23 protein-coding genes and 2 tRNA genes are annotated in these 26,936 nt (G+C 72.4%); 8 read left to right on the top strand and 17 right to left on the bottom strand.

Annotated features, from left to right (window positions below; genetic code table 11):
• Positions 1-59: 59 nt before the first annotated feature.
• Positions 60-1,007 (bottom strand): D-2-hydroxyacid dehydrogenase, encoded by a 948-nt coding sequence (locus ACQCO7_RS15560; RefSeq protein ID WP_464072403.1) that lies wholly within the window; start codon positions 1,005-1,007, stop codon positions 60-62.
• Between the two features lie 259 nt (positions 1,008-1,266).
• On the opposite strand from ACQCO7_RS15560, the gene ACQCO7_RS15555 reads away from it, so the two are divergent.
• Together ACQCO7_RS15555 and ACQCO7_RS15550 are read left to right on the top strand one after the other, a co-directional pair.
• The gene (locus ACQCO7_RS15555; RefSeq protein WP_464072402.1) at positions 1,267-1,920 is read left to right on the top strand and encodes an aspartate racemase/maleate isomerase family protein; all 654 of its coding nucleotides are present in this window, start codon (positions 1,267-1,269) and stop codon (positions 1,918-1,920) included.
• 190 nt (positions 1,921-2,110) lie between these two features.
• Positions 2,111-3,193 (top strand): LLM class flavin-dependent oxidoreductase, encoded by a 1,083-nt coding sequence (locus ACQCO7_RS15550; RefSeq protein ID WP_464072401.1) that lies wholly within the window; start codon positions 2,111-2,113, stop codon positions 3,191-3,193.
• Positions 3,194-4,525: 1,332 nt separating this feature from the next.
• Here the strand turns inward: ACQCO7_RS15550 and ACQCO7_RS15545 are convergent.
• Positions 4,526-6,400 (bottom strand): putative bifunctional diguanylate cyclase/phosphodiesterase, encoded by a 1,875-nt coding sequence (locus tag ACQCO7_RS15545; RefSeq protein WP_464072400.1) that lies wholly within the window; start codon positions 6,398-6,400, stop codon positions 4,526-4,528.
• A gap of 330 nt (positions 6,401-6,730) precedes the next feature.
• Here ACQCO7_RS15545 and ACQCO7_RS15540 point away from each other — a divergent pair, with 330 nt between their 5' ends.
• Positions 6,731-8,005 carry a M6 family metalloprotease domain-containing protein gene (locus tag ACQCO7_RS15540; RefSeq protein ID WP_464072399.1) on the top strand — a complete coding sequence of 425 codons (1,275 nt, stop codon included), beginning with the start codon at positions 6,731-6,733 and terminating at the stop codon, positions 8,003-8,005.
• A 91-nt stretch (positions 8,006-8,096) separates the two neighbouring features.
• Here the strand turns inward: ACQCO7_RS15540 and ACQCO7_RS15535 are convergent.
• The 7 genes from ACQCO7_RS15535 to ACQCO7_RS15505 all read right to left on the bottom strand — a co-directional run bounded on the left by ACQCO7_RS15535 (position 8,097) and on the right by ACQCO7_RS15505 (position 14,575).
• Positions 8,097-8,170: transfer RNA gene (locus tag ACQCO7_RS15535), tRNA-Lys, on the bottom strand.
• Positions 8,161-8,745, bottom strand: a complete 585-nt coding sequence (locus tag ACQCO7_RS15530; protein ID WP_464072398.1) for a bifunctional DNA primase/polymerase — start codon at positions 8,743-8,745, stop codon at positions 8,161-8,163. Before ACQCO7_RS15530 ends, ACQCO7_RS15535 begins: the two co-directional genes overlap by 10 nt.
• A gap of 196 nt (positions 8,746-8,941) precedes the next feature.
• Positions 8,942-9,322, bottom strand: coding sequence for a hypothetical protein (locus tag ACQCO7_RS15525; RefSeq protein WP_409115868.1), 381 nt, complete (start codon positions 9,320-9,322; stop codon positions 8,942-8,944).
• Between the two features lie 271 nt (positions 9,323-9,593).
• On the bottom strand, positions 9,594-10,928 hold the full coding sequence (locus tag ACQCO7_RS15520) for an AAA domain-containing protein (RefSeq protein WP_464072397.1): 1,335 nt from the start codon (positions 10,926-10,928) through the stop codon (positions 9,594-9,596).
• The gene (locus ACQCO7_RS15515) at positions 10,925-12,514 is read right to left on the bottom strand and encodes a hypothetical protein (protein ID WP_464072396.1); all 1,590 of its coding nucleotides are present in this window, start codon (positions 12,512-12,514) and stop codon (positions 10,925-10,927) included. Before ACQCO7_RS15515 ends, ACQCO7_RS15520 begins: the two co-directional genes overlap by 4 nt.
• Positions 12,505-13,683, bottom strand: coding sequence for a hypothetical protein (locus tag ACQCO7_RS15510; RefSeq protein WP_464072395.1), 1,179 nt, complete (start codon positions 13,681-13,683; stop codon positions 12,505-12,507). Before ACQCO7_RS15510 ends, ACQCO7_RS15515 begins: the two co-directional genes overlap by 10 nt.
• Positions 13,634-14,575 carry a phosphatase PAP2 family protein gene (locus ACQCO7_RS15505; RefSeq protein WP_464072394.1) on the bottom strand — a complete coding sequence of 314 codons (942 nt, stop codon included), beginning with the start codon at positions 14,573-14,575 and terminating at the stop codon, positions 13,634-13,636. Before ACQCO7_RS15505 ends, ACQCO7_RS15510 begins: the two co-directional genes overlap by 50 nt.
• Before the next feature lie 189 nt (positions 14,576-14,764).
• Here ACQCO7_RS15505 and ACQCO7_RS15500 point away from each other — a divergent pair, with 189 nt between their 5' ends.
• Positions 14,765-15,358 (top strand): histidine phosphatase family protein, encoded by a 594-nt coding sequence (locus ACQCO7_RS15500; protein ID WP_010350223.1) that lies wholly within the window; start codon positions 14,765-14,767, stop codon positions 15,356-15,358.
• A gap of 67 nt (positions 15,359-15,425) precedes the next feature.
• On the opposite strand, the gene ACQCO7_RS15495 is transcribed toward ACQCO7_RS15500, so the two are convergent.
• Positions 15,426-16,886 carry a hypothetical protein gene (locus ACQCO7_RS15495; protein ID WP_464072393.1) on the bottom strand — a complete coding sequence of 487 codons (1,461 nt, stop codon included), beginning with the start codon at positions 16,884-16,886 and terminating at the stop codon, positions 15,426-15,428.
• A gap of 285 nt (positions 16,887-17,171) precedes the next feature.
• Here ACQCO7_RS15495 and ACQCO7_RS15490 point away from each other — a divergent pair, with 285 nt between their 5' ends.
• Positions 17,172-17,561, top strand: coding sequence for a hypothetical protein (locus ACQCO7_RS15490; protein WP_464072392.1), 390 nt, complete (start codon positions 17,172-17,174; stop codon positions 17,559-17,561).
• 121 nt (positions 17,562-17,682) lie between these two features.
• A complete protein-coding gene (locus ACQCO7_RS15485) occupies positions 17,683-18,546 on the top strand; it encodes a spermidine synthase (RefSeq protein ID WP_464072391.1) in 864 nt (287 codons plus the stop codon).
• A gap of 102 nt (positions 18,547-18,648) precedes the next feature.
• Here ACQCO7_RS15485 and ACQCO7_RS15480 read toward each other — a convergent pair whose 3' ends face one another.
• The 4 genes from ACQCO7_RS15480 to ACQCO7_RS15465 all read right to left on the bottom strand — a co-directional run bounded on the left by ACQCO7_RS15480 (position 18,649) and on the right by ACQCO7_RS15465 (position 23,591).
• Positions 18,649-20,082 (bottom strand): GH1 family beta-glucosidase, encoded by a 1,434-nt coding sequence (locus tag ACQCO7_RS15480; protein WP_464072390.1) that lies wholly within the window; start codon positions 20,080-20,082, stop codon positions 18,649-18,651.
• A gap of 233 nt (positions 20,083-20,315) precedes the next feature.
• A complete protein-coding gene (locus ACQCO7_RS15475; protein ID WP_464072389.1) occupies positions 20,316-21,224 on the bottom strand; it encodes a carbohydrate ABC transporter permease in 909 nt (302 codons plus the stop codon).
• A 10-nt stretch (positions 21,225-21,234) separates the two neighbouring features.
• Positions 21,235-22,248 (bottom strand): carbohydrate ABC transporter permease, encoded by a 1,014-nt coding sequence (locus ACQCO7_RS15470; RefSeq protein WP_464072388.1) that lies wholly within the window; start codon positions 22,246-22,248, stop codon positions 21,235-21,237.
• Between the two features lie 5 nt (positions 22,249-22,253).
• A complete protein-coding gene (locus tag ACQCO7_RS15465) occupies positions 22,254-23,591 on the bottom strand; it encodes an ABC transporter substrate-binding protein (protein ID WP_464072387.1) in 1,338 nt (445 codons plus the stop codon).
• Positions 23,592-23,940: 349 nt separating this feature from the next.
• On the opposite strand from ACQCO7_RS15465, the gene ACQCO7_RS15460 reads away from it, so the two are divergent.
• Positions 23,941-24,987 (top strand): LacI family DNA-binding transcriptional regulator, encoded by a 1,047-nt coding sequence (locus ACQCO7_RS15460; RefSeq protein ID WP_409115882.1) that lies wholly within the window; start codon positions 23,941-23,943, stop codon positions 24,985-24,987.
• Between the two features lie 20 nt (positions 24,988-25,007).
• Here ACQCO7_RS15460 and ACQCO7_RS15455 read toward each other — a convergent pair whose 3' ends face one another.
• The gene (locus tag ACQCO7_RS15455; protein ID WP_464072386.1) at positions 25,008-25,178 is read right to left on the bottom strand and encodes a hypothetical protein; all 171 of its coding nucleotides are present in this window, start codon (positions 25,176-25,178) and stop codon (positions 25,008-25,010) included.
• A gap of 54 nt (positions 25,179-25,232) precedes the next feature.
• Between ACQCO7_RS15455 and ACQCO7_RS15450 the strand changes: the two genes are divergently transcribed.
• Entirely contained in the window at positions 25,233-26,024 is a 792-nt protein-coding gene (locus tag ACQCO7_RS15450; protein ID WP_464072385.1) for a serine/threonine protein kinase, read from the top strand.
• Between the two features lie 40 nt (positions 26,025-26,064).
• Here the strand turns inward: ACQCO7_RS15450 and ACQCO7_RS15445 are convergent.
• Both ACQCO7_RS15445 and orn read right to left on the bottom strand, forming a co-directional pair.
• Positions 26,065-26,137, bottom strand: a tRNA-His gene (locus ACQCO7_RS15445).
• Positions 26,138-26,247: 110 nt separating this feature from the next.
• Entirely contained in the window at positions 26,248-26,850 is a 603-nt protein-coding gene (gene orn, locus ACQCO7_RS15440; protein WP_319731352.1) for an oligoribonuclease, read from the bottom strand.
• Positions 26,851-26,936 lie beyond the last annotated feature (86 nt).

Raw genomic sequence — 26,936 nt, 5'->3', positions numbered from 1 at the left:
GGTCGCGCGGTCGCACCACGTGCTCCGAGCAGAAATATCTACGGCATCGGCGGCGGGTGTCAGTGGCCGGGGACGTACCCGCGGGCCTTGTCCACCACGTTCACCAGCCGTCTGCCGGCCTCTCTACGTTCCCACAGCTCCACGAACTGCGCGGCCAGCCGGTCGTGTTGCCCCACGAAGGCGCCGCTCGCCCGGGGCGTCACGAGCAGATCCGGTACGTCCCACAGCGGGCTGTCCCGGCCGAGCGGCTCGCGCGCGAACACGTCGAGCGCCGCCCCCGCGATCCACCGCCGGCGCAGCGCCTCGGCCAGCGCCGCCTCGTCCACCAACTCGCCCCGGGCCACGTTCACGAACCGTGCCGACGGCAGCATCACCCCGAACCGGCGCGCGTCGAACATCCCCCGCGTCGCCTCCGTGAGCGGCGCCGCCGCGACCACCCACTCGGCCCGCGCCAGCAGCCGGTCCAGGTCCCCGGGGCCATGGATCCCGGTCCTCGGCGCCCGCCCCACCAGCGCCACCCCCACCCCGGCCGCCTTCAGCGCCCGCGCGACGGTACGGCCCACCGGACCCGCCCCCACGACTACCGCCCTGGTACCCCCTACCCGTAGTACTTCCCGGGGACGCCACTGCCGCGCCCGCTGTGCCTCCCACGCCCCCGGCAGCTCCTTCGCCATCGCCAGCACCAGCGCCACGACGTACTCCGCTACCGCGTCCTCGAAGACGCCCCGCGCGTTCGTCACGACCGTGTCCGACGAGGTGAGCGCCGGTCCCAGGACCCGGTCCACGGGGACCCCGGCGACATGCACCCACGCGGGCCGCGCGCCGTCTCCGGCCCAGGCGTCCCGTAGTACTTCGGTAGCGGTGTCCCACACCAGGAGGACGTCCGCCTCCGGCAGGCGTGCGGCGAGGGAGTCCGCGCCGGTGTGCACGATCGTGGCCCGGCCGGTCAGGCGGCCCAGCCGGGGGAGTGGGTCGGCGTCCAGGACCAGGAGGGTGGGGGCGGGCATGGCACCTCGTGACCTGGCTCGTGCCGGTGGGTGGGAACACGCTGGCACCGCCGCCGGGTGGCGTCAACAGGGCCGTACGGATGGCTGCGGGGGATGCGGTGCGGGGGTCGGCGCCGTACGGGGTACCCGGCGGAGGGAGGCAGCCGGAACGGGACGGGTGACCCGTCGGGTCGTACTCGGGTATTACCCGGGTCGTACCGGGTGCCGTCGTGTCGCAGGAAAGCCGCGGAAACCGCCGCCACGAGGAAGGACCCCCACCATGACCGCACTCGGACTGCTCGTCCCGGGCGAGGCCGCCGAGGACGACTACCCGCGCCTCGAACAGCTCCTCGGCAGCGACGTACGGATCGACCTGATCCGCGCCGACCCGGCCGGGGACCCGCCCGAGCGGCTCGCCGCGCGCACCGAGGAGCTACGGCTCGCCGGGGCCGACTCCGTCGTGTGGGCGAGTACGACCGCCGCCGTGGCCGCCGGGTGGGAGGGGGCGCACGGGCAGGTCAGGGTGCTCGCGCGGGCCGCGGGGCTGCCGGCGTCGTCCACCGCGTTCGGGTTCGTGCACGCGGCCCGGGAGCTGGCGGTGAGCCGGGTCGCCGTGGTGACCGCGCACGGGGACGCCGCCTTCACGGAGTTCCTGCGGGCGGGCGGGGTGAGCGTGGTCTGCACGGCGCCGCTCGGCGAGGACCTGGCCGCGTCGGTGCACCCCGCCGCGCACGAGGACGCGCAGGCGCTGTTCCTGCCGGACACGTCGCTGCGCACGGTGGCCCAGTTGACCGCGCTGGAGCGCCGGTTGGGCAAGCCCGTCCTTTCGGCCCACCAGGTCGCCGTCTGGGAGGCGCTGCGGCTGACGGACCGGCGCGTCAACGCGCCCGAGCTGGGCGTCCTGTTCACGCGGGAGCCGGTGGTGCAGGTCTGAGCGGGACGGGGACACCTGGCGTGGGCCTGGTGTCCGAGGACGCCCCCGAGGGGAGACCGGCCTGGAGTACTAACCGGGTAGTACCAGAGGGGTAGCGGCGCGAAGGCGGGCGGAGCCGGCGGGAATAAACGGAGACGGCCTCCTGTTATCGCGGGGAAGGCAGTCGACGACGCGACGCAGGAGGCAATCGGTGGACGAGATCCGCGGCACGGTCCAGGGCGAGGCGCCCGTACCCCTCTCCGTACTGGACCTGGTGACCGTCGGCAGCGGGCGGACGGCGAGCGACGCGCTGCGGACGAGCGTGGAGCTGGCGAAGTACACCGAGCGGCGCGGGTTCCACCGGTACTGGGTCGCCGAGCACCACTCCATGCCGGGCGTCGCCTCCTCCTCGCCGGCCGTCATCCTCGCCCACCTCGCCGCCCACACCGGGCGCATCCGGCTCGGCTCCGGCGGCGTCATGCTCCCCAACCACGCGCCGCTCGTCATCGCCGAGCAGTTCGGGACGCTGGAGGCGCTCGCGCCGAACCGGGTCGACCTCGGGCTCGGGCGGGCGCCCGGTACGGACGGGGTGACCGCCGCCGCGCTGCGCCGGACCGAGCGGCTCCACGAGGGCGCGGACGACTTCCCCGAGCAGCTCGCCGAGTTGACGCGCTTCCTCGACGACGACTTTCCCGACGGGCACCCCTACTCCCGTATCCACGCCATCCCGGGGCCGATCCAGGGCAGCGCGCCCGGCGGGGTCCAGTCTCCTCACCGTCCGCCCGTCTGGCTCCTGGGCTCCTCCGGGTTCAGCGCGCGCCTCGCCGGGGTCCTCGGGCTGCCCTTCGCCTTCGCGCACCACTTCTCCGCGCAGAACACGGTCCCCGCGCTCGACCTCTACCGCGAGTCCTTCAAACCCTCCGCGGTCCTCGACGCGCCCTACGCCCTCATCGGCGTCTCGGTCCTCGCCACCGACGACGGGGCCGAGGCTCGCCGTCAACTCCTCGCCGCCGGGCTCAACATGGTCCGCCTCCGCACCGGACGCCCCGGCCTCTTCCCCTCCCCCGAGGAGGCCGAGGCCCACCAACTCACCGACATGGAAGCCGACTTCATCAACTCCTGGAACGCCAACGTCATCCACGGCCAGGCGGACGAGGTCCGCACCGGCCTCGACGACCTCCAGAAGCGAACGGGAGCGGACGAACTGATGCTGACGAGCCACGCGCATCGAGGGGAACTGCGGGTGCGGTCTTACGAGTTGATCGCGGATGCGTATGGGTTGCCTACGGAGTGAAGGGGGCGGGGGATCGGGGCCGGGCTCCGGTGAAGTGAGGGCCTGAGGGCCAGGGCGGGATGGCGCTCGGCATCGTGCCGGCAGCGAGGTGGAGCACGCTCGGCGTCGCGTCGGCAGCGAGGTGGAGCACGCTCGGCGTCGCGTCGGCAGCGAGGCGGAGCAGCGCTTGGCCTCGTGCCGCTGACGCGGTGGTGCCTGGTGTTGCGTCGGGGGCGGGGTGAAGTGGAGCCCGGCGTCGCCCCGTTGACGCCCAGCCGGGGCGGGGCGCGCGACGCTACTCGGCGCGTCGCCGGGTGAGGTTCTGGCGCGCGGGACCGGTGGTGCGCCGAGCGGCGCTGGTGCTGAGGCCGAGGAGTGGAGCGTCGCCGGGCGCGGAGTGGTGCTCGGCGACGTCGGCAGTGCCTGCCCGACAAGGCCGGCGCCGAGGTGGGGCGCCGGGTGCGCACGCGGCGCCTCCGAGGCCCGAGCTGCCCTTGCCGTGCGTGGGATGTTGTCCGGCGACTCGCCAAAGGAACGGTGCTCGGCGTGAGTTGACGCGAGGCACCTGCCGGGAAGCCTGTGCCGTTACGGGGCGAACATGGCCGACGGAGCGTCACCAGCAGTACGTCCGGGGCGCGTTGACGAGAGGCGCCTGCGGGAAACCAGCGCCGTACGGTGTGAGAGTGACCGGCGGTCAGCAACGCGAGCCCTGGGCCCGCGGCACCGATCGCGGAGCGTGATGCGGCGACGGCCCGGCAATCTCCCGATGAGCAGCGTGAGTTGTGAGAGGCGGGCGGCGTGAGGCGGGGCGTACACGGATGGTTGGCCGAATAGCTCCCGACGCCCGCCGACCGGCTGAGGCTGTCGACACCTCACCCGTACGCCGCCAACTCCCCGCCTTCTACCGGCACATCGACCACACCCGGCCCCAACTCCCGCACCAGCCAGCCCCTTCAACTGACCAGCCGACACGACTCCCGCGCCGACCGCCCTCCCCGCACCGACCGGCGGGCGCCGATCCTCACCCCCGACCTCCCCTCCGGCTCGCCCCCTTCACCGACCACCCGGCACAACCGCCGCGCCCGACCGGCCAACGCACCCTCAACTCCCGCACCGACCGGCCGTCGCCAATCCCAACCCCCGCCCTACCCCACTCCCACCCCTCACGCCGGTCAGCTTTTCCCGCAGACTGACCGACGCAACTCCCCCGACGCCCGCGCCGACCAGTCGCCGCGACGCCCCCCACCTCAACTCCCGCACCGATCAACCAAACGCGACGCCCCACCCTCGACGCCCGCGCCGACCAGCCCCTCCACCGACCAGCCGACGCGACCCGACCTCAACCCTCACCCCCTACGGCCGAACAGCCCGCCCCCGAACCTCCCCATTCTTCCCAGGCCCCTCCGCCCCACCCCCATGCAACTCCGCGATCCGCTCCGCCGACACCGGACGGGAATACAGCCACCCCTGCCCCGTATCGCACCCGATCCGCCTCAACCGCGCCGCCTGCGAAGCCGTTTCGACGCACTCGGCGGTGACCGTGAGCCCCAGCCGGTGCGCGAGGTCGATCATCGCCTCGACCACGACCTCGTCGGCGGGATTGGGCGGCGCGCCGGAGCCGTCGTACTGGAAGCCGCGGACGAAGGAACCGTCCAGCTTCAGCACCGACACCGGCAGACGGCTCAGGTACGCGAGGTTGGAGTACCCCGTCCCGAAGTCGTCGATGGCGATGCGGACGCCCATGTCGCTGAGGGCCTGGAGGGCCTGGAGAGGGCGCCCGGCGGACCCCATGACGGCCGACTCCGTGAGCTCCAACTGGAGGAGCCCGGGGGCGAGTTCGGTCTCCGCGAGGATCTCCGCGACGTCCGCGACGAGGTCGGAGTCCCACACCTGCCGGACGGCGACGTTGACGCTGACGAAGAGGGGCGTCTCGTCGGGATGGTCGAGCTGCCAGCGCCGGGCCTGCCGGCAGGCGGTCGCCAGTACCCAGCGCCCCAACGGCACGATGGAGCCGTCCTCTTCGGCGAGCCCGACGAACCGATTCGGCGGCAGCAGCCCGAACCGGGGATGGTCCCAGCGCACCAACGCCTCGACTCCGCGCAGCCGTCCGTCGGACATCCCGACCAACGGCTGGTACTCCAGCACGAATTCACCCCGCTCGATGGCGGGCCGGAGTGTGGAGGCGAGAGCTTGACGGGTCATCAGATGCGCGTTGCGCTCGGGATCGAACAGCGTCCACCGGGACTTCCCGTCGACCTTGGCCCAGTACAGCGTCGTATCCGCCGCCTGCACGAGGCCAGTTGCCGTCGTTCCCGCCGCGTGTCGCTCCACGACCCCGATGGACGCGGTGACGTTGAGCCGCTGCCCGTCCAGATCGAAGGGCGCCTGAAGGGACTTGAGGACGGCCTCCGCCAGCTCCGCGAGCTGATCCGTGCCCGTGGAGTCCGCGACGAGGAGCGCGAACTCGTCCCCGCCGAGCCGCGCGACGAGCGGAGCCGCCGCCCTGGCCCGACCCGCCTCCTCCGCACAGGAGTTGAGCCGGTCGGCGACGGCGGCGAGCAGCCGGTCACCGACCCGGTGCCCGAGCGTGTCGTTGACGGCCTTGAACCCGTCGAGGTCGAGGTAGCACAGCCCGATCCGCCCGGTCCCGCCCCGTTCGTACGCGTCGGGCTCCAGCGCGGCCGACAACCGCTCGAAGAACAACGCCCTGTTGGGGAGCCGGGTCACCGGATCGTGCATCTGGAGATGCCGCAGCCGCGCCTGGAGTTCGCGCCGCGCGCTGATGTCGGCGACCGACAGCAGCACCCCGGGCGTGTCGCCGCCGAGGGGGGACACGGTCACCCGCGCCCACACGGCCCGCCCGTCGGGCTGCTTGAGCCGCCGGGCGCACCGGAGTTCGGCCTGCCGGCCGCACAGCACCTCGCGGTACGCGTGCCAGGTGCGCGCGTCGGACGCGAGGTCGAGGAGGTCGGCGGCGACCCGCCCGACCAGCCCGCCGGGATCGGCCCCGAGGATCTCCCCGAAGGCCGCGTTGACGGAGACGATCAGCCCGTCGCGCCCCACGACGGCCATGGCCGAGGGGGACGCGGCGAAGACCGCCTGATAGGTGGAGGCGCCGAGGGCGCCGTTCAGCCCTCGGGCACCATCCGATGCCAAAGTGTCACTCTCTGTAACGGCGGACCGGTCGAGGTCTGCCGCGGGCGTCGGCCCTTCGGACGTTCCGCTCACCGCTCGCTCCCGCAGTGCACTCGATCTCTGTCCGCGCAGGAAAGTGTCAGGAAAGTGTGCCGATCATAGAGGCTGGGCCCGGACCACCGCAGCCACTGCCAAGTGTCCATGACCTACCCACTCTTCTGACAGATCGTTTCTGCCCGCAGCGGGACCGGTTCTGCGGACCTGGGACCACATGTGACGTTCCGTGAGTGTTCCGGGGTGTCGAGGGTCCCCCGGTATGTCATACCGCTCACTCTTCCGGGGCAGACAAACGAGGCGCAGTATGACAAACCCATACAGGGTGGGTGGAGGTGTCCCCAGAACCGCCCGCCTCCGGAGGTCCTCGTGCCGCGTCCGCTCCCGCGCCCCCGACTGCGCAAGTCGGCGGCCGTGTGCACCACGCTCTCCGCGCTCGCCGCGACCTCCCTCGCGGGCGCCCCCTCGGTGGCCGAACCCTTCTCCACCGCGCCCTGCGCCCTCACCCGCACCACCGCCCACCACTCCGAGGGCCTCGACACCTGGAACGCCGCCTATCCACGCCCGGCCCGCTCCCTCGACGCGGTGATGGTCTTCCTGTCCTTCCCCGACAGCCGCCCCCGCACCACCCCCGCCGAACTCGCCGCCGACCACTTCCCGGCCACCTCCGACTTCTTCCGCCGCGCCTCCTACGGCCGCTTCACGCTGCGCGCCCACCCCCTCAAGCGGTGGATCCGCATGCCGAAACCGTCCACGGCGTACGCCATACAGCGCGACTGGAACGCCGAGCGCCGCGCCACCTACCTGCGCGACGCGCTCGCCGCCGCCGACCCCGGCGTCGACTTCACCCGGTACGACGTCGTCTACTTCGTGGCCGACCCCGACGCGCCCGGCGTCGACTCGGACGCGACGAAAGTAGTCAACCTCGACATCCCTCTCAGGGCCGACGGGGTCGACATCCGGCGGGTCGTCACCGTCTTCGAGCAGCACCCCCCCGACCGGCTGGTCCTCGCGCACGAGACCGGCCACGTCTTCGACCTCCCCGACCTGTACCACCGGCCCGCCGACGGCAAGGGCGACTGGGACACGTACGTCGGCGACTGGGACCTGATGGGCAGCCAGTTCGGGCTCGCGCCGGACCTGTTCGGCTGGCACAAGTGGAAGCTGGGATGGCTCCGGCCCCGCCAGGTGGTCTGCGTACGGGATGCCGGTACGACCCGCCTCACCCTGGAACCGCTGGGCGCCGGCCCCGGCGTACCCGTCACCCGCGCCTCCGGTTCCCCGGCCTTCGGGCTCGGCAACGGCACGAAGCTCGCGGTCGTCCGCACCGGCGCGGGCAGCACGCTCGCCTTCGAGGCGCGCGGCCCCGTCGGCGACGACACGGCCGCCTGCCGCGCCGGGGTCCTCGTCTACCGGGTCCGCAGTACGGCGGACTCCGGGCGCGGCCCCGTCGAGGTCGTCGACGCGCACCCGCACAGCGAGGCGTGCTGGGAGCGCTCCGTGTACCCGCCCCTCGCGGACGCGCCGGTCGGCACGGGCGAGAGCTTCACCGTGCCCGCCGTACCGGGGGAGCGGGCCGTACGCCTGGAGGTGGAGGGTCGTACGGCTTCCGGGGCATGGACGGTGCGGATCACGCCACGGTAGTCCCGCACTACCTCTCAGGTAGGGGGTGCGCGCATCAAGTGGGAGGACACGCGAAAGGCCCCCCGCTTCCGCGAGGGGCCTTGCCGTCAAGTGCGCCGCCAGGGACTCGAACCCCGGACCCGCTGATTAAGAGTCAGCTGCTCTAACCAACTGAGCTAGCGGCGCCTGCTGACGTCGTAGACCTTAGCACCCTGATCGGGACCCGGCGAAATCGATAAACGTACGGCCGCCCGCGCGGCCCGCACCGCCGCCCACAGCAGCACTTCCGCCCCCGGCAGCCAGGGGTGACGCGTGTCCGGAGCGACCAGCCAGCGCGCCGCCGAGGTGGCCTCGCCGGTGACCGGCGGGACGGTGATCGCGTCGCCGGGACCATGGCACAGCAGCGGCGGGAGACACGCCGTACGGCGGCTGTCGCCGCCCCACTCCTCCCAGGACAGCAGCGACGGCAGGCGCTGTGCCGTACCAGGGGCCGCGAACAGCAGCATCCGGCCCCGGAAGACCGCCACCGGGCCCGTGCCCTCCCCCTCGCCCCACAGGCGGTCCAGCATCCGCCGGCCGAAGACCGCCGCCGTGCTCACGACGTCGAAGACCGCGCCGCACGACAGCACGACCGGCGCGTCCGGCCGCTCCTCCCAGAAGGACAGCAGGCTGCGCGGGTGCGCCCCCGCCGAAGCCAGCCACGCCGCGCCGTCCGGGGTCACCCCGCCGATCTCGTCACACTCGTCCCAAGAGCCGCTCATGGGCTAAAGGTCTACCGGGGGTGAGCGGAAGATCCCGGAGAGTTGCCGAAAACGGGGACAGGGGACGGCCGGGGCGGTATCTTGCCCCGCTGGCATATGCCGGGCGGATGAGGGTCCTACGGGGTGAAGGGTCGTACCGGTGTACGGCCCCCTCGCGCGCGTACGGCCGATCGCGAGCCCCCCGTGGCTCCGCGCTCTAGATGGGCTCCACTCGGCTGTGGCTCCCCCCGGCGTTCTCGCCCTCGGCGCGCAGCAGATCCCGCCCGAACTCCACGACCTTGCGCGCGTAGTCCTCGGTCCACTCCGCGCGCTCCGCGATGTCCGCGGGCGTCAGCCGGTCGAACCGCCGGGGATCGGCGAGCTGGGCCGCGGCCATGGCCTGGAACTCCGACGCCCGGTCCGCGGCGGCCTGGAAGGCCTGAGCGAGCTCACTCGCGCGCGCGAACAGCGCCGCGGGGTCGTCGATCGACTCCAGGTCGAAGAAGTGCTCCGGGTCGGCCGCCGCGTGGGCGGGCTCGAAGAGCAGGGGCGCGGGGCGTGGCCGCGGTTCGTTCCGACGCGGCGTGGGCTCCGCCATGTCTTCTCCTCCTCGTACGGTGCGATTCCGGACCACCCTCCATTGTCCCCCGCCTGCGCAAGAGGCATTCGGACTGTGACCCCGAGAACCAACGCGCGAGGAGTGACGGGTGTTCCCGCGCGCGGGTACGTCAGGGTCTCCAGCGCACCCGGTGCTCCGCGAGGTGCCCCAGTACGGCGTGGTTCGCCTCCCAGCCGTCCGGGGCTGTATTCATCTGCCGCCTCCGGCGGCGTGCCGGACTCCGCCCGGTGGGAGGCGTCAGGCAGGGCGCTCAGGGTCTCCAGCGCACCCGGTGTTCCGCGAGGTGCCCCAGTACGGCGTGGTTCGCCTCCCAGCCGTCCGGGAACTTCACCAGCGTCCCCAACTGCACCGGCTCCGTGGACGGGTAGTCGTCCAGCAGGTCGCTCACGCCCTCCCGGCACACCACCACGCACGCGTGCCGGTGGCGGGACGTCAGCACGCACAGGCGGCCCGTCTCCAGGTGGAAGGCCGTCGCGTCGGGGCGGCCCGAGAGGGGGTGCAGGATGACCGTGACGTCGAACTCCATGCCCTGGAGGCGGTTCGCGGTGTCCACGGTGACGTCGCTCACGCCCAGGTCCGCCAGCGCCGCGCGGACGGCCGCCGCCTGGTCGCGGTGGGCCGTGCCGACGGCGATCCGCGCGGCCGTCACCGGCGCCGGGTCCGGCGAGCGTTCGGACGTCGCCGCGCCGCCCCGGTCCAGCATGCGCCGTACGACCGTGGCGACCGCGCGGACGGCCTCCGGGTCGGTGCGCGGGGTGTGGCGCGCGGGCAGCTCCAGCAGGCCCCAGCCGGACTCCGCGGCCTCGTCGATGACCCGGTCGGGGCCGGAGCCGTCGGAGGGCACGGCGAACGTCAGGCGCCGGTCCGCGTGCGCGGTGCCGCTGCGGAACGGCGTGTACGGGTAGAACGCGTCCGACACCAGCGGCGCCGCCGACGCCGGGAGCCGCCAGGACACCGGCAGGCGGTGCTGGGGGAGACCCGGGTTGTGCGCCAGCAGCGTCGTCACCGCCGACGCGGACGGGTCGTACGACAGCCCCGCCCACTGCTCGCTGCCGACGATCGCGAAGGGGTCCAGCTGGCCCGGGTCGCCCACGAACAGCGCCCGCTCGAACAGCCCGGCGACGGCCAGCAGCCCGTCCGAGCGCATCTGGTACGCCTCGTCCACGATCGCGTGCCGCCACGGCTCGTCGACCTTCACGTGCGCCCACTTCGCCGCCGTCGAGATCACCACCGGCAGCCCCGCGAGATCCGCCGCCTTCGCCGACGTCCGTACGGCCGGCAGCGCGTCCAGCGCCTTGTCGTACGCGTCCGCGTCGCTGCTGTGCAGGCGCCCCACCGGCAGCTCCGGCGCCTTCTCGGCGAGCCGCAGGACCAGGTCGTCCACCTGCGCGTTGGTCTGCGCGACGACCATCAAGGGGCGCCCGGCGTCCGCGAGTTCGAGGGCCGCGCGCACGACGAGGGTCGACTTCCCCGCGCCCGGGGGCGAGTCGACGACGACCCCGCGCGCGGTGCCGTGCAGGGTGTCGCGCAGGATCGCGTCGGTGGCCTGGGCGGCGGCCGTACCGGGGTCGAAGACGGTGGTCACAGGACGTCCTCCTCGGTCACCGGGTCGGCCGCTTCGAGCATCGGCTCGCCCGGCGGGCCGCCGTGCGTCCACGGCGTGTCCTCGGGGTCGGGGAGCTTCGCGCCGCCGCGCTGCTCGTGCTCGAACGTGGTCCAGCAGACGCGGTCGCCCTTCTCGGGCACGGAGCCCTGGTCGGGCTCCTTGCCGCGGCCCATCTTGTCGAGGAGGCGCAGGGTCAGGACGCCGTCCGCCTCGGCGGCGACGAACTCGGCCGCCTGGGGCCTGCCCGCGAGGGAGCGGTACACCTTCGCGCGCTCGCCCAGGTGCGGGCGGTCGTCGGTGCGGACGGTCACCAGCGGGCGCGGGCGCGGGGAGCGGCCCTCGCTGTAGGCCATCTCGACGTCGACGACCTCGCCGGCGAACGCCTCGCCGGTCAGCCGCCGGCCGGCCATCACCAGCGGGTCGTCCAGGGCCTCCTGCGCGTCCAGACGGGCCTGTTCACGCTCGCGCGTGGCCAGCTTGTTCGCGGCCGTCACGGCGTCGTCCCGGCGCGGCTGCGGCGGCTCGCCCGCGCGCACGCGGTCGCGGTGGCCGGTGAACGACCAGCGGTCGCGCGTCCACCGCTCCTCGACGTGCGCCCCCGGCGGCAGCTCCCGCAGCAGGTCCAGGCCCCGCCACACGCGCTCCCAGGTCGGCAGGGTCCGGCTCAGCACCAGCTCCCGGACGCGCTCCTCCGCGGCGGTCAGGGCGCCCAGCCGGTCGTCGGCCTCCAGGCCGTCCTCGGCGAGCGCCAGCGCCGTCCGCGCGCGGTCGTAGCGCTCGATCGCCGGGGCGAGCAGCTTGTTGTCGAACGCCGGGTCCGTCGCGGGTCCCGCCGGGGGGTGCGTCAACTGGCCGTCGTCGTCCCGCGCCAGTTCCACCCGCAGCGCCTCCCGCGCGCCGGACGCGCCCTCGGGGGGATCGATCCACGCCAGCAGCGACCCCAGGTGCTGGTCCTCCAGGGAGGACTGTCCCGTCGCCCAGTGCAGCGCCAGGACGTCCGTCAGCGCCAGCAGCAGCGACGAGCCCGGCACCCGCGCGCGCTCCGCGTAGTGCGTCAGCCAGCGCCCCAGCAACGGCACGCGCGGGGGCGCCGGATAGGGCGCCTGCGGGTCCTGCTCCGCCGTACGCCGGAACCGCATCGACCGCCCCAGCAGGCGCAGCAGGTCTACGCCGCCCCGGCTCGGCACGATCAGCTGCGGCGCGTCCGCGCACAGCTCGACCTCGACCTTGACCCACTTCCCCGTCTCCGCGTCGGTTTCGCTCCGCTCGGCCGCCTCCACCAGGTCGCCGTACTCGTCGATGTACGGCAGGACGACGTCGGCGAGCCGCGACAGGAACGCGAACCGCAGCTCCGGGTTGCGCGGCTGCGGTACGGCGAACAGGCGCGGGGCGTCGCGGTCCGTCCCCACGAGCGCGCCGAGCGGCGCCCCCGCCTCACCGCCCGTGATCAACGGGACCAGCACCATGGGGCGTTCGGACAGGTGCCGGTGCAGGACGGTCGCCGTCGGCTGTGCGCGGCCGGTGGAGTCGGCCTCCAGGCGCGCGAGGGTGGAGATCAGCGACATGGGGTCACCTCGGGGTGCCGAGGGGCGAGGGGGAGGCTCACAGGGCCGCCGGGGACCGATCCCGCGAGCGCCTCCGCGCGCAGCGCCGCCGCTCTGCGCAGCGCCGCCACGGCCGGGTCGTCCGGGTCGCCCTCCTCACCGCGCGCGGCGGCCAGGACGTCCTCCACTCTGCTCAGGCCGCCCAGCTCCGCCCGGGTCGAGCGGCCCAGCGTCGTGACGGCGCCTGCCGCGCGGGAGCGGTCCCGGCAGTGGAAGGCGAGTTCGCAGGTGGCGAGGCACTCCGGCGAGTACGTCGCGGGCACCGACTCGACGGCCGCCGTGAGCTGCTCGGCGGGGAGGGACGGGGCGAAGCAGGTGCCCTCGGGGAGGCCGGCGGCGATGTCCTCGATGCGGGTGAGGCGGGCCAGCTGGCGGGCCGTCACCGCGCGCTGCTTGCGGACGTCGACCGCGGACGCCGTAGGGAGGTTGGAGAAGTCCCTCGGGCAGACCAGCAGGACGCTGTGGCGCACGCGCGGGGGGACCGGCAGCTGCGCGGCGACCTGCTCCAGCGCCAGCACGTACACCGCCGCCTGCCGGGCCGCGGCGCCCACCTTCGCCGGGTCCGCCGAACCGTCCAGCATCGGGAACGACTTGATCTCGACGACCGTCCACACCCCGTCCGGGTGCACCACGACCGCGTCGGGCTCCAGGAAGGCGGGCGAACCGGCCACGTCCAGCGCGAGCATCGGGTGGTCCAGCAGCGTCCACGCCCCCGGCGCGGAGGCCGCCTCGCGCAGCGCCAGCGCCGTACGCGCCGTACGCCCCTCGGGGCCCGCGGCCGTCAGGTCCGGGACGGCGGCCGAGGCGGGCGGCTCGGCGGACGCGTCCAGCGCCGCGTGCGCCAGGCGCAGGAGTTCCGCGCCGCCGTCGGCCTTGACCTTCGCCTCGAACGCGTTCCCGCGCGTCAGCGCGAACTGGGACTGGCCGAAGACCGCGGGGGACCCCAGCGCGCTCGCCAGCGCCGTCTTGTCCACCCCCGCGCCGTCGAGGAGCGCGCGCCGCCCGCAGCCCGGGTTCGCGGCGAGCGCCGCGAGGGCGCGGGCGTCCAGCGCCTTGGCCGGGACGTCGGGTCCGCGCAGCTCAGCGAGCTGGTGCCGGAGCGCCGTCCCCCGCGTCCGCGGAGGAGGCACTCGGCTCGGCTCGGGAGTCGCGGGGCCGGGAGAAGTGCTCACCCGTCGAAGTCTGGCATCCGCCACTGACAATCGGGGTCCGTGAGGCTGCCGGGACGGCTGCGACATGCGTCCTGACCGGCAGGAAACGGGACTTGAGCCGGTCGGCGCCACGCGTCACGAACGGCGTCAGCAGCAGCCCGACGCCCATCACGGCGGCCCCCGCGACCGCGTCGAGGAAGTAGTGGTTCGCCGTGCCCATGACCACGATCGTCGTGATCAGCGGGTAGGCCACGCCGGCCGCCTTCGTCCAGCGCGACCCGCCGAACCGCCACAGCATCACCCCGCACCACAGCGCCCAGCCCACGTGCAGGCTCGGCATCGCCGCGTACTGGTTCGTCATGCCGCCGAGCCCGCGCGGGGCGCTCGCCTCGCCGCCCCACCAGCCGTACGAGCTGTACTGCGCCATCGTGTCCACGAAGCCGTGCCCCGCGTCCAGCAGCCGGGGCGGGCAGGTCGGCAGCAGCGTGAAGCCGATCAGGCCCATGAACGTGGACGTCATCAGCCACGTGCGCGCCGCGCGGTAGCGCACCGTGCGCGAGCGGAACAGCCAGATCAAGATCACCGGGGTCACCACGTAGTGCAGCGACGCGTACCAGAAGTCCGCCGGGACGCCGAGCCACGCCTCGCGCGTGAACAGCCGGTTCAGCGGGTGCTCCGCGTTGATGTGCAGCGCCTTCTCGACTCTGAGGAGCGTCAGGCCGTGGTCCACGGCCGTCGACACGTCCCCGCGCGCGAGGAGGCGGCCCGCCGAGTAGCAGGCGTACACCAGCACGATCAGCGGCAGCTCCGTCCACCAGCGCAGCCGTCCCGGGGGAGCCTCCTGGGTGCCCGGTGTCTTGGTCTTCGGCATCCGATCGCCTCCCCTTCCGATTCGTGGTGGACATGCCGTGCGGACGTGTCACTTTACGGCGTATGTGCGCGCCCGGACCGGGCGCCCTCGGCCTGTGAAGACGTCGGGATCGCCCACCGGGTTGCCCTGATCCACGGTGCGCGATGATGGAGAAGTTCCGCTCCTGTTTTTCTCCCGGAAAGGTCCCTCATGGCACCGCGCATCCTGCTGGCCCGGCACGGACAGACCGCCTGGTCGCTGTCCGGGAAGCACACCGGCAGGACCGACGTCCCCCTCCTGGAGGAGGGCCGCCGGGGCGCCAAGCTGCTCGGCGAACGGCTGCGCAGGATGCCCTACGACGGTCTCACGGGAGTGGAGGTCCGCACGAGTCCGCTGGCCCGCGCGCGCGAGACGTGCGACATCGCCGGGTTCGGGGAGCGCGCCACCGAGTGGGACACGCTCATGGAGTGGCACTACGGCGCGTACGAGGGGCTCACGCCCGCCGAGATCCAGGCCGTCCGCCCCGGGTGGCTCATCTGGCGCGACGGCGTGCCCGAGGGGGAGAGCGTCGCGGAGGTGACCTCGCGCGCGGACGACGTCGTCGCGTGGGCGCGCGAGGCCGACCGGGACGTCCTGGTCTTCGCCCACGGGCACATCCTTCGCTCCATAGGGGCCCGCTGGCTCGGCCTGCCGCTGGACTTCGCGGCCCGGATACGGCTCAACCCGACCTCTCTGTCGGTACTGGGCTGGGCCTACGGACAGCCGGCGATCGAGAGCTGGAACGACCTGGGACACCTCTCGTAGGTACCCCGGGACCGCCCGGTCGTCCGGGGCGCCCGCGCGCGAGACGCCGGAAGCCCGCCCGCGCGGGTCACCGCCCCCTCTGGCGCGGCACCCGTCGCTCCAGGAACTCCGAGACGTCCGCCGTCCTGCGGTGCGGGAGCAGCACGCGCGCGGTGTCGCCCAGCATCGCCCGGATCCGGGACGACTGGACGTGGCCCAGCAGCTCCAGGACGCGCAGGCCCGCGCGCGCGGCCTCGTCGGGACGGCCGTCGCGCGCGAGGTCGTCGGCCAGCTCGGCCGTGTACAGCGCCATGTTGCGGCTGAAGTCGGGGTCCTGGAGGTCGGCGGCGTCGCTCGCCCGGCGCGCGGCCCGCGACCAGTGGCCCAGGGCGGACCAGCACTGCGCCTCCAGGCTCGCCAGCTCCGCCTCCCCGTAGAAGCTCATCCACTCGGGGTCGGCGTCCGAGGGGCCTCGCTCGTACAGGGCGTGCGCGCGCGTGAGCGCCTGGGTGCAGCCGGTCGGGTCCCCGAGCCCGGCCCAGCCGCCGGCCTCCCTGAGGGACAGCAGCGACAGCAGCCGGTCGGAGCCCAGTGGGCGCGCGACACGCTGGGCGGCCTGCGCCGCGCGCACCGCCTCGCGCGGGCGCCCCGCGTCGCGCGACAGGAACGCCGTGTTGCAGAAGGCGTGCGCCTCCAGCGCGCGGTCCCCGGTCATCCGGGCGGTCGCCAGCGCCTCCGCGTAGTGCGAGCGGGCCTCCTCGTACCGCCCGGAGTCGTGGGCCAGCCAGCCCACCGAGATCGCCAGTTCCCCGGCGCCGGAGTACAGCCGGTCCGCCGTCGTGCGGCGGGTCGTGCCGGCGTCCAGCAGCGCGTACGCGGCGCGCAGCGGCTCGGCGGCACGCCGGTACAGGCTGTCCGCGCCGTGCCGGTCGTCCAGCAGGCGGATTCTGCGGACCGCTTCCTCCAGGGCGCCCGCCTCGCCCGCCCCGGCGCGGCGCGTGGGCCGTCCGGAGGCGTACGCGTCGGTGGCGAGGCCCAGGGAGCCCAGCGAGACGGCCGCCACGGTGGCGCCCCCGCCGGTCATGAATGCGCGACGCAGCACGTCGCTCTCCTCGTGGTCGTGGTGCGTGTCGTACGGGTCCTGCGTGTCATACGAATGACCCGCCGCGCGCGGTTCATCCGCCCCCCGCGCGGACGCGGTGGTGTGTACGGGGCTCGGGACGCGCGCGCGGGGCGCGTTGTCCGGGTCGCGCGCTCCGCGCCCGCGTACGGACGAGCGGGGGGCGAAACCCAGGTCGATGAGCGTGCGGCCGGGGAACATGTGCAGGAACACCCGTTCGTACGCGTAGTTGGGGCAGCGGATCTCGCCCGCCTCGACCCGCCCGATGTAACGCGCGTCACAGCTGACCCGCTCCCCGATCTCCCGTGCGGCGCGCCGCACCAAGGCGGCGAACTCGGCGGGCGAGCGCTGTCCGCGCAGGCGCCGGAAAGCGTGGTTGGGGCGTGCGGGCCGGTCGGGACGGGGTGGGGTCACCGTTGACGACGCCATGGCCGGGTCCTCTCGTGCGAACCGTCGAACCATGCCGGTTCCAGGGAGAATTGGCCGAGTAAAGCCCCGTATCAGGCAGTAACGGCCGTATCCAACTGTTTCCGGCGGGCAAGAACGTACCTGCTGTTCCGGGGTCGCCACACAGGATTTGGCTACAAACCGGATATCTCATGCGTGATCTGCCATGAACTGCCATCCTTTGCGGCTGACTTCCGCCGTAGCCGTTGACGCGGTGGCGCGTTGAACGCTGTGGACTGCAATCGGGCTGCGCGGTGGGAGGCCGGCATGGAGACCAGCCAGAGCAACGACCCCTGTACGACGCCGTCGGCGGCGCCGTGCGATCTCGTGACGGTGCCGACACGGCAGGGCCTGGAGGCGGTCGACATCCTCCGCCGCGGCGCCTGCGACGCGGTCGGCCCCGTCCTGCACGACGACGACGGCCGCACCCTCGGCTTCCTCGTCCCGCCCGGCACGGCGGCGGCCTGGGACGTCCCGGGCAGCACCTGCACGGAGACCGACGGCCGGGGCCTGCGCCTCGCCCCCGAACCTCCGGTGGAGGGCTCCGACTGGCTCCTGCCACCGGGCGACACGGACCTCGCGACGGACCCCGCGCAGCTGCGCCGGGCCCTGGGGGAGGCGGCGCGGCTCATCGAGGCGGCGGACAGTTGCCGGTGAACGGCCGCTGAGGGAGGGGAAACGGTCCTTCAGGAGGCGCTCCGCCCCTCACGGCGCCGAGTTATCCACAGGCCGGCCGATGGCAGCGGCACGTGTCGGCCCGGGCTGCGAGGATGGGGGCATGGCGAAGGGCAAGGGTGGCCGGCGGGGAGACGCCGAGGGCGTGGCCGAGGAGGTCGACGGCGGAACGGCGCGGCTCGTGCCCGACCGGGACCGCACGCGGGCGTGGACGCTGCTCATCGACGGGGCACCGCAGTCGCATGTGGACCTCGACGATCCGCGGTTCCTGTCGTTCGAGTACCAGCGCCGGCTCGGGCACGTCATCGACCTCGTCGCACCGCCGGGGAAGCCGATCCACGCCGTGCACCTCGGCGGCGGCGGGCTCACGCTCGCGCGGTACGTCGCCGCGACGCGCCCCCGGTCCACCCAGCAGGTCGTCGAGCGGGACGCCCGCCTCGTCCAGCTCGTCCGCAGGCAACTCCCGCTGGACCCGGCGGCCCGGATCCGGATCCGCTCGGCCGACGCGCGCGAGGGGCTCGCGAAGGTCCCCGACGGCTGGGCGGACCTCGTGATCGCCGACGTCTTCAGCGGCGCGCGGACCCCGGCCCACCTGACGTCGACGGAGTTCCTGGACGAGGTCCGCCGCACGCTGCGCCCGGGCGCGGTCTACGCCGCGAACGTGGCCGACGGCCCACCCCTGACGCACCTCCGCGCCCAGATAGCCACGGCGGCCTCCCGCTTTCCCCACCTCGCCCTCCTGGCGGACCCCACAGTCCTGCGAGGCAAACGCTTCGGCAACGCGATCCTCACGGCGTCCGACACCCCCCTCCCCCTCCCCGAACTGACCCGCCGCGCCGCCACGGACCCCCACCCCGTCCGCATCGAACACGGCCGCCCCCTCACCGACTTCACCGGCGGAGCCACCCCGATCACCGACGCCTCGGCGACCCCGTCCCCGGCCCCACCGGAGTCGGTGTTCCGCTGACGCTCCCGCGTCGAGCGCCGAGCACACGGACGGGGTGCGGCACATCCCCTCCCCGTGCCGCACCCCGCGTACTTGTAGTACCTCCGAGTTACCCCCGAGGTACTAGACCTCGCCCCCCGCCTCCCCCGGCAGCACCCCGGTCCGAGCCACCTGCCCGTACCACCGCGCACTCGACTTCGGCGTCCTGGCCAGCGTCGCGTAGTCCACGTACACCGCCCCGAACCGCTTCCCGTACCCGTAGGACCACTCGAAGTTGTCGAGCAGCGACCACAGGTAGTACCCGCGGACGTCCGCCCCGTCCGCGAGGGCGTGGCGGACGGCGGCGAGGTGGGCGTGGAGGTAGGCGATCCGCTCGGGGTCGTGGACGCGCCCGTCGGGGTCGGGCTTGTCGTCGTAGGCGGCGCCGTTCTCGGTGATGTAGAGGGGGAGCCCGGGCGCCTCGCGGGTGTACCGCATGATCAGCTCGTGGAGCCCGGTCGCGTCGATGGTCCACCCCATCTCCGTACGCTCGCCCGGGGTCTGGTGGAAGGCGACGTCGTCGGCGGCGGGCCAGGGCGTGTGCTCGCTGGCCCCGTGCCCGTCGGCCCGCCGGGCCTCCACCGGTGTCCCGCCCGCCGAAACCAGCGTCGGGGAGTAGTAGTTGAGCCCGAGCGCGTCCAACGGCTGGTTGGCGGTGCGCAGATCGCCGTGCTGGACGAAGGACCAGTCGGTGACGGACGAGGTCGCGGCCAGCAGGCTGTCCGGGTACGCGCCGTGCAGGATCGGCCCGTGGAAGATCCCGTTCGCGAGGTCGTCGATCTTGCGGACGGCCGCGAGGTCGGCCGGGTCCTGCGAAAGGGGCCGCAGGACATGGGAGTTGAGACTGAGCGCCACCGAGTTGCGGGCCGGCATCACCGAGCGCAGCGCCGAAGTGGCGAGACCATGGCCGAGGTTGAGATGGTGGGCCGCCTTCAGCGCGGCGGCCGGGTCGGTCCGCCCGGGCGCGTGCACCCCGGAGCCGTACCCCAGAAAGGCGCTGCACCAGGGCTCGTTGAGGGTGATCCAGTGCTCCACCCGGTCCCCGAGCGCCTCGCCGACGATCTGCGCGTACTCCGCGAACCGCAGCGCCGTGTCCCGTGCCGGCCAGCCTCCCGCGTCCTCCAGCTCCTGCGGCAGGTCCCAGTGGTAGAGCGTGAGCGCCGGTTTGATCCCGGCCGCGAGCAGCTCGTCCACGAGCCGCCGGTAGAAGTCGAGGCCGACCTGGACGGCGGGCCCGCGCCCGGTGGGCTGCACCCGCGACCAGGAGACGGAGAAGCGGTACGCGTTCAGGCCCATGTCCGCCATCAGCGCCACGTCGTCGCGGTAGCGGTGGTAGTGGTCGACAGCGATGTCACCGGTCTCACCGGCGGCGGTCTTCCCCGGTGTACGGCTGAAGGTGTCCCAGATCGACGGGGTACGGCCGCCTTCCCGCACCGCCCCCTCGATCTGGTACGCGGAGGTGGCGGCGCCCCAGAGGAAGGTGGAGGGGAAGGTGACGGGTGTAATGGGCTCAGACATGGAAGCGCTCCCATGGGTGGTCGTCGAGACCGACGGAGAGTGGAGGGGGGATGGTGGGGATGAGCCTGCGGAGATTCGTGCCGGTGGCTGAAGTGGGGGACGGGTGGGGCGAGTTGAGCAGATGACGGTCAGAAGGCCGACGGGCGGGGGGAGTTGGCCGTGCCCGGATCGGTGGAGGACGTCCGCCGCCGACTCGCAGACTCCGGCCAACTCCCTCAACTCGCGCTCCCCGCTCAGCCCTTGACCGCCCCCTGCATGATCCCGCCCACGATCTGCTTGCCGAAGATGGCGAAGACGACGAGGAGGGGAATCGTGCCGAGGAAGGCGCCGGCCATGATGAGGGACTGGTCGGGGGTGTAGCCGCGGCCGAGGCCGGCCAGCGCGACCTGGACCGTCGGGTTGCCGGTCTGGCTCAGGACGAGGAACGGCCACAGGAAGTCGTTCCAGGACTGGACGAACGTCAGCATCCCGAGGACGGCCATCGCGGGCCGCGCGGTGGGGAACACCACGTGCCAGATGATCCGCCAACTGCTCGCCCCGTCCACCCGGGCGGCCTCGATGATCTCGTCGGGCAGCGCCTGGATCAGGTACTGCCGCATGAAGAACACCCCGAAGGCGCTCACCAGCGACGGCAGGATGACGGACTGGAGCTGGTCGGTCCACTCCAGCTTCGCGACCATCATGTACAGCGGGATGATGTTGAGTTGGGGCGGCACCATCATCGTCCCGATGACGATCAGCATCATCGCCCCCCGCCCCCGGAACCGGAGTTTGGCGAAGGCGAACCCGGCGATGGTGGACAGGACCACGATGGTGATCGCCGAAGTCCCGGCCACGATCGTGGTGTTGAGGAACGCCTTGCCGAGGTTGGCGTCGGTCCACGCCTTGTCGAGGTTCTTGAAGAGGTTGGAGCCGAACCAGAACGGGGGCGGCGTCTGGGCCAGCCGGTTGGTGTCCCGGGAGGCGGCGACCGCCGCCCAGACCAGCGGGGCCAGCGAGCCGAACGTGAACAGTCCGAGGACGATGTAGGCGATCGGGCCGCCGTGCAACTGCCCGCCCGCACGGCCCGACTTGGCGAACCGGCGGCGCGTGGCCTTCGGTGCCGCCTCCTTCGGGGCGGGCTTGGGCAACGTCGTCGTCACCGTCGTACTCCTAACTGCCACTGCTGGCGCGCAGGCGGCGCGAGATGACGTAGTTGACGATGCCGATCACGATGAGGATCAGGAACATCGTCCAGGCGATCGCCGAGGCGCGGCCCAAGTGCTGGTTGACCCAGCCCTGTTCGTACAGGTAGAGGCCGAGCGTCTGGAACTGGTGCTGCTCGCCGCCGGACGCGCCCTTGCCCGAGTCGAACAGCAGGGGTTCGCCGAAGATCTGGCTCGCGCCGATGGTGGAGACGACGACCGTGAAGAGGATCGTCGGCCGCAGCGACGGCAGCGTCACATGGACGAACTGCTTCCAGCGGCTCGCGCCGTCCAACGCGGCTGACTCGTAGAGGTCGTTGGGGATCGCCTGCATCGCCGCGAGGTAGATCAGCGCGTTGTAGCCGGTCCACCGCCAGATGACGATCGTCGAAACGGCGATCTGGGAGGGCCACTTGTCGCTCTGCCAGTCGACCTTGCCGAACCCCACCGAGTCCAGGACCCAGTTGATCATCCCGTAGTCGCGCCCGAAGAGCAGCACGAAGACGAGCGAGGCCGCGGCGATGGACGTCGCGTACGGCGCGAGGATGACGACCCGGTAGAAAGTCGAGCCGCGCAGACGGTAGTTGAGGATGTGCGCGATGCCCAGCGCCATCAGCAGCTGCGGCACGGTCGAGATGATGCCGATCGTCAGCGTGTTCTTCGCGGCGTTCCAGAAGAAATCGTCGTCGAAGATCCGCGTGTAGTTGCGCAGCCCCACCCACTTCATGTCGGTGGGCGCGGTCAGCTCCACCTGGTGCAGCGAGGCCCAGCCGGTGTAGATCAGCGGGAACAGCCCGAAGGCCAGGAAGAGCAGGAAGAACGGCGAGACGAACGTGTACGGGCTCCACTTCATGTCCCGCTGCCAGCGCCGCGAGAGCTTGGCCCGGTGCCGCTGCTCCGCCTCGGAGGGCTGACCGGGCGCGGGGCGGCCCGGGGCCGCGCCCCCCTTCGAGGGGGGCGCGGCGGTGTCGTGACTGGCCATCCGGGTCACTTGTCCAGGTTGTTGTCGATGGTCTTGGTGGCGTTGTCCCACGCCTCCTGGATCGACTTGCCCTTCGCCACGAGGAGCACGCCGTTCTTGGTCAGACCCGTCTGGATGATCTGGTCCTTCGGGCCGACCGACTGGACCGGCACCTTCTTGGCGGCCTCGGTGAAGATCTTCCCGACCGGGGCGGCACCCGTCATGTCGTTCTTGGCGTCAGTGACTTGGGGCAGGGTGTACGCGCCGGGCGTGCTCGGGACGCTGCCCTGGACGGCGAAGAGCTTGGCGAGCTGCGCGGGCTGGGTGAGCCAAGTGGCCAGCGCCTCAGCTTCCTTGACGTGCTTGCTGGCCTTCGGGACGGCGAGGAAGGTGCCGCCCCAGTTGCCGACCTGCGGCGCCTGGGCGACATCCCACTTGCCGGCTGCCTCGGGCTTCGACTTCCCCTTCAGGTAGCCGAGCATCCACGGCGGGCAGGAGATCGTGGCGAACTTCGTGTTGGCGATGGACTGGTCCCACGCCGTCTCGAACTGCCCGATCGGCTGCGTGAGACCCTTCTGCGCGGCCTCCCCCGTGAGGTCGAACGCGGACTTCACCGCGGGGTTCGTCTTGTAGATGACGTCTCCGGCGGCGTTGTAGTACTTGTCCTTCTGGCTGCTGATGATCGCGTTGAACAGTCCGCCCGGCGAATCCATGAAGTAAGTCCCGCTGGGCGCCTTGCTCTTGTACTGCTCACCGACGGTGAGCACCTTCTTCCAGTCCCCGGCCCACAGTTGGCTCACCTTGTCCCGGTCGGTGGGCAGCCCCGCCGCCTTGAAGAGGTCCGTGCGGTAGCAGATGGCCATCGGGCCGATGTCCGTGCCCAGGCCGATCGTCTTGCCGTCCTTCGTCGTCGCCTGCGACCACTTCCAGTCCAGCCAGTTGCTCTTGGTGACGCCCTCGGCCTTGCCGATGTCCTCGAACTTGTCCGCCTGCGTCGCGACGATCTCCGCGATGTTGCCGACCTCGATGGCCTGGATGTCCATCAGACCGCTGTTGGTGGTCAGGTGGTTGAGCAGCGCGGGATAGTAGTTGTCGTTCGACTCGATGGCGTTCTCGGCGATCTTGATGTCGGGGTGGAGCTTCTCGTACTCGGTGTAGAGCCCGGCTTCCTTGAAGCCCTGCGCACCGAAGAGCCCGAGGGTGATCGTCGTCTGCCCCTTGCCGCCGCCTCCGCCGGACGACGACGGGTCGTCGGATGCCTTGTCGCCGCTGTCGTCGGCACAGCCGGCCAGCAGCCCGGCGCCCAGCGACACGGCAGCCGCCAGGACCACCACCCGACGGGAGGTTCGGGAACCTGCTCGCATTGCGTCCTCCTGTTGCCCTGACGTGCCGACCCCCCGGCCAACTGCATGGTTGGGCCCGTTCTTTTCTCGCTGCGGCTCGGGCGGGGAACGTGCGGGATGTGTATGTGTCAGGTACTGTGGGAGCGCTCCCACAAGTGATGTGTTGAAGAGTCGTCGGTTCCGGCGGGGGTGTCAAGGGAGTCGACGCGGAGAGATGCGTTCAGTTATCGGGACGTTAACTGGAAGCGGGGTGGGGCGGTTTTCGGCCGGACGGATCCCGCTGGCGAGGGTGAGGTGCGGGCCGTTTCATGTCAGGACAGGGCTGTTAGATTCCAGGCCAGTGCGTAGCGAACGAGGGAAGGCGGGGCCCATGGCAACCCACGGAGCGCGAGGGCGCAGCGGTGGCCGCCCGACCCTTGAGGAAGTGGCCGCGCGCGCGGGGGTCGGCCGGGGCACCGTCTCCCGCGTGATCAACGGCTCCCCCCGGGTCTCCGACGCGACGCGCGCCGCCGTCGAGGCCGCCGTCGCGGAGCTGGGGTACGTCCCCAATACCGCCGCCCGCGCGCTCGCCGCGAACCGTACCGACGCGATAGCGCTCGTCGTCCCCGAGCCCGAGACGCGGTTCTTCTCCGAGCCGTACTTCTCCGACATCCTGCGCGGTGTCGGCGCCGAACTCTCCGACACCGAGATGCAGTTGCTACTGATCTTCGCGGGCAGCGACCGGGAGCGGAAGCGGCTCGCGCAGTACCTCGCCGCGCACCGCGTGGACGGCGTCCTCCTCGTCTCCGTCCACGCCGACGACCCCCTCCCCGACCTGCTCGCCCAGCTGGAGATCCCCTCCGTCATCAGCGGTCCCCGCTCCGCCGCCGAGACGCTGCCGTCCGTCGACTCCGACAACTACGGCGGTGGCCGCAGCGCCGCCGAGCATTTGCTGTCGCGGGGGCGGGAACGCATCGCGCACATCACCGGGCTGCCGGACGTGTACGGCGCGCAGCGCCGCGTCGACGGGTACCGGGACGCGATGGAGGACGCGGGCCGGGAGCCGCTGATCGAGGCCGGGGACTTCACGGAGGAGAGCGGTTACCGGGCGGCCCAGCGCCTGCTGTCTCGTACCCCTCTGCTGGACGCGGTCTTCGCCGGCTCCGACGTCATGGCAGCCGGCGCCCGCCAGGCCCTCCGCGAGGCCGGCCGCCGTACCCCTGAGGACGTAGCTCTCGTGGGGTACGACGACTCCGCCATCGCCCGCCACATGGACCCGCCCCTCACGAGCGTCCGCCAGCCGATCGAGGAGATGGGCCGCCACATGCTGGACCTCCTCCTGACCGAGATCGCGGACCGCCGCCCGGCGGTGTCGCGGGGGCTGGAACGGAGGCAGATCGTGGTGGCTACGGAGCTGGTGGTGCGGGCGTCTTCTTGAGGGGCTAGCTGTAAGGGAGGTCACCAGCGGTCGGGCGGGGGTGGTTGACGCCGGGCAGCGCGGCCCGAGGACCTGTTGGTGACGAGCCAGATCAGGCCGAGGATGACGGAGTCGGCGCCCCAGATGAATCCGGCGCCGATCGCGGTCCCCCACACGAACGGCTCACACCTCGACGGTACGCCCCCTGCCATGACCCGGCAGTTTCTCGATGGACGCCGCCACCGGACCCTGCAACACTTCCCGCCATGCCCCCGCACCCCCTCCTGGACATCGACGACGCCCCCGTCCCCCTGGAGAGCTACCTCTCAGGTATCGGTGAGGTCTTCCGGCGCTTCGCCGCCCCGGAGCAGGACTCGGGGTGTACCTCCTACGGTGTACGTCTCCCGGGCGGCGAACGCTGGTTCGTGAAGGTTCCGACGGTGCCCGAGGCGTACGGCACCCTGGACCGTGCCTGGCGCTTCCACCGGTCCGTGCGGCATCCCGCGATCGTGCCCCAGCTCCACCGGCTGGGCCCGGCGGTGGTGATGCCCTGGCGGGACGGCGACCTGCTCCACGCCCCCGAACACCGCGCCCGCTTCCGCCGGTTGCCGCTCCCGGAGATCCACCGCGCCCTGGACACCCTCCTGGACGCCCACCTCGCCGTGGAGTCGGCGGGCTGGCAACCGGTCGACTTCTACGACGGCGCCCTTCTCTACGACTTCCCCCGCGCGACCCTCCACCTCATCGACCTGGACGAGTACCGCCCGTCCCCTTTCCGCCTCACCGCCGACCGCCTCCCCGGCTCCCGCCGCTTCATGGCACCCGAGGAGTGGCACCGGGGGGCCAGGATCGACAGCCGGACGACGGTCCACGTACTCGGAAGAGCCGTACGGCTGCTGATGGACGCGGGGAACGACGAACGCGCGTGGAGGGGAACGGCGGACCAGTACGCGGTGGTGGAACGGGCGACGAGGGCGAGGCCGGGGGAGCGGTTCGCGGGCGTACGGGAGTTGGCGGACGCCTGGCGCGAGACCGTCGTAGAGGGGGAATACGACTGAGGGCCGACCCGCTTGAGCGGATCGGCCCTCAGTACTTCAGGGTGAGTGACGGGACTTGAACCCGCGGCATCCTGGACCACAACCAGGTGCTCTACCAGCTGAGCTACACCCACCATGACCGGCGTTGTTTGTTTCTTTCCGACCGGCTGAGAAAAAGTGTACAGGGTCCGAAGGGGTGCTCGCGCACGGATTTCACGGCACCCCTTCCGGGTGACCTGCGGACCTAGCTCGCGGGCAGTACGTGCCGCGCCGCGATGGACTTCGCGGTGTCGGAGTCGGGGCCGGGCTGGGGGACGAAGATCGCGTCGCGGTAGTAGCGCAGTTCCGCGATGGACTCGCGGATGTCGGCCAGGGCGCGGTGGTTGCCGTTCTTCTCCGGGCTGTTGAAGTAGGCGCGTGGGTACCAGCGGCGCGCGAGTTCCTTGACGGAGGACACGTCGACGATGCGGTAGTGGAGGTAGGACTCCAGCGCGGCCATGTCCCGGGCGAGGAAGCCCCGGTCGGTGCCGACGGAGTTGCCGCACAGCGGCGCCTTCCCGGGCTCCTTCACGTGCTCGCGGACGTACGCGAGGACCTGCGCCTCCGCGTCCGCCAGCGTCGTACCGCCCGCGAGCTCGGCGAGGAGCCCGGACGAGGTGTGCATCTGACGCACCACGTCCGGCATCGTCTCCAGCGCCGCGTCCGGCGGGCGGACGACGATGTCGACCCCCTCGCCGAGCACGTTCAGCTCGGAGTCGGTGACGAGGGCGGCAACCTCGATGAGCGCGTCGTCGGACAGCGAGAGGCCGGTCATCTCGCAGTCGATCCACACCATGCGATCGTTCATGCGTCCACCCTAAGGCTGACATCCACCGATCGGGTGTACCGCGACCTGGGGTAGCTCCCCGGTAGTACACGGGTACGACCTCGCAG

The organism is Streptomyces saintjeani, from assembly GCF_055409605.1.
The sequence above is the reverse complement of the archived record's forward strand: the minus strand, read 5'-3'. Positions and strand labels throughout refer to the sequence as shown.

Excerpts from the sequence above, each read along its gene's own strand:
- ACQCO7_RS15455 (WP_464072386.1), bottom strand. The coding sequence starts at position 25,178 with ATGGCAGGGGGCGTACCGTCGAGGTGTGAGCCGTTCGTGTGGGGGACC.
- ACQCO7_RS15485 (WP_464072391.1), top strand. The coding sequence starts at position 17,683 with ATGGCGAAGGGCAAGGGTGGCCGGCGGGGAGACGCCGAGGGCGTGGCC.
- orn (WP_319731352.1), bottom strand. The coding sequence starts at position 26,850 with ATGAACGATCGCATGGTGTGGATCGACTGCGAGATGACCGGCCTCTCG.
- ACQCO7_RS15555 (WP_464072402.1), top strand. The coding sequence starts at position 1,267 with ATGACCGCACTCGGACTGCTCGTCCCGGGCGAGGCCGCCGAGGACGAC.
- ACQCO7_RS15505 (WP_464072394.1), bottom strand. The coding sequence starts at position 14,575 with ATGCCGAAGACCAAGACACCGGGCACCCAGGAGGCTCCCCCGGGACGG.
- ACQCO7_RS15460 (WP_409115882.1), top strand. The coding sequence starts at position 23,941 with ATGGCAACCCACGGAGCGCGAGGGCGCAGCGGTGGCCGCCCGACCCTT.
- ACQCO7_RS15470 (WP_464072388.1), bottom strand. The coding sequence starts at position 22,248 with ATGGCCAGTCACGACACCGCCGCGCCCCCCTCGAAGGGGGGCGCGGCC.
- ACQCO7_RS15560 (WP_464072403.1), bottom strand. The coding sequence starts at position 1,007 with ATGCCCGCCCCCACCCTCCTGGTCCTGGACGCCGACCCACTCCCCCGG.
- ACQCO7_RS15530 (WP_464072398.1), bottom strand. The coding sequence starts at position 8,745 with ATGAGCGGCTCTTGGGACGAGTGTGACGAGATCGGCGGGGTGACCCCG.
- ACQCO7_RS15500 (WP_010350223.1), top strand. The coding sequence starts at position 14,765 with ATGGCACCGCGCATCCTGCTGGCCCGGCACGGACAGACCGCCTGGTCG.
- ACQCO7_RS15490 (WP_464072392.1), top strand. The coding sequence starts at position 17,172 with ATGGAGACCAGCCAGAGCAACGACCCCTGTACGACGCCGTCGGCGGCG.
- ACQCO7_RS15465 (WP_464072387.1), bottom strand. The coding sequence starts at position 23,591 with ATGCGAGCAGGTTCCCGAACCTCCCGTCGGGTGGTGGTCCTGGCGGCT.
- ACQCO7_RS15480 (WP_464072390.1), bottom strand. The coding sequence starts at position 20,082 with ATGTCTGAGCCCATTACACCCGTCACCTTCCCCTCCACCTTCCTCTGG.
- ACQCO7_RS15450 (WP_464072385.1), top strand. The coding sequence starts at position 25,233 with ATGCCCCCGCACCCCCTCCTGGACATCGACGACGCCCCCGTCCCCCTG.
- ACQCO7_RS15525 (WP_409115868.1), bottom strand. The coding sequence starts at position 9,322 with ATGGCGGAGCCCACGCCGCGTCGGAACGAACCGCGGCCACGCCCCGCG.
- ACQCO7_RS15495 (WP_464072393.1), bottom strand. The coding sequence starts at position 16,886 with ATGGCGTCGTCAACGGTGACCCCACCCCGTCCCGACCGGCCCGCACGC.
- ACQCO7_RS15515 (WP_464072396.1), bottom strand. The coding sequence starts at position 12,514 with ATGTCGCTGATCTCCACCCTCGCGCGCCTGGAGGCCGACTCCACCGGC.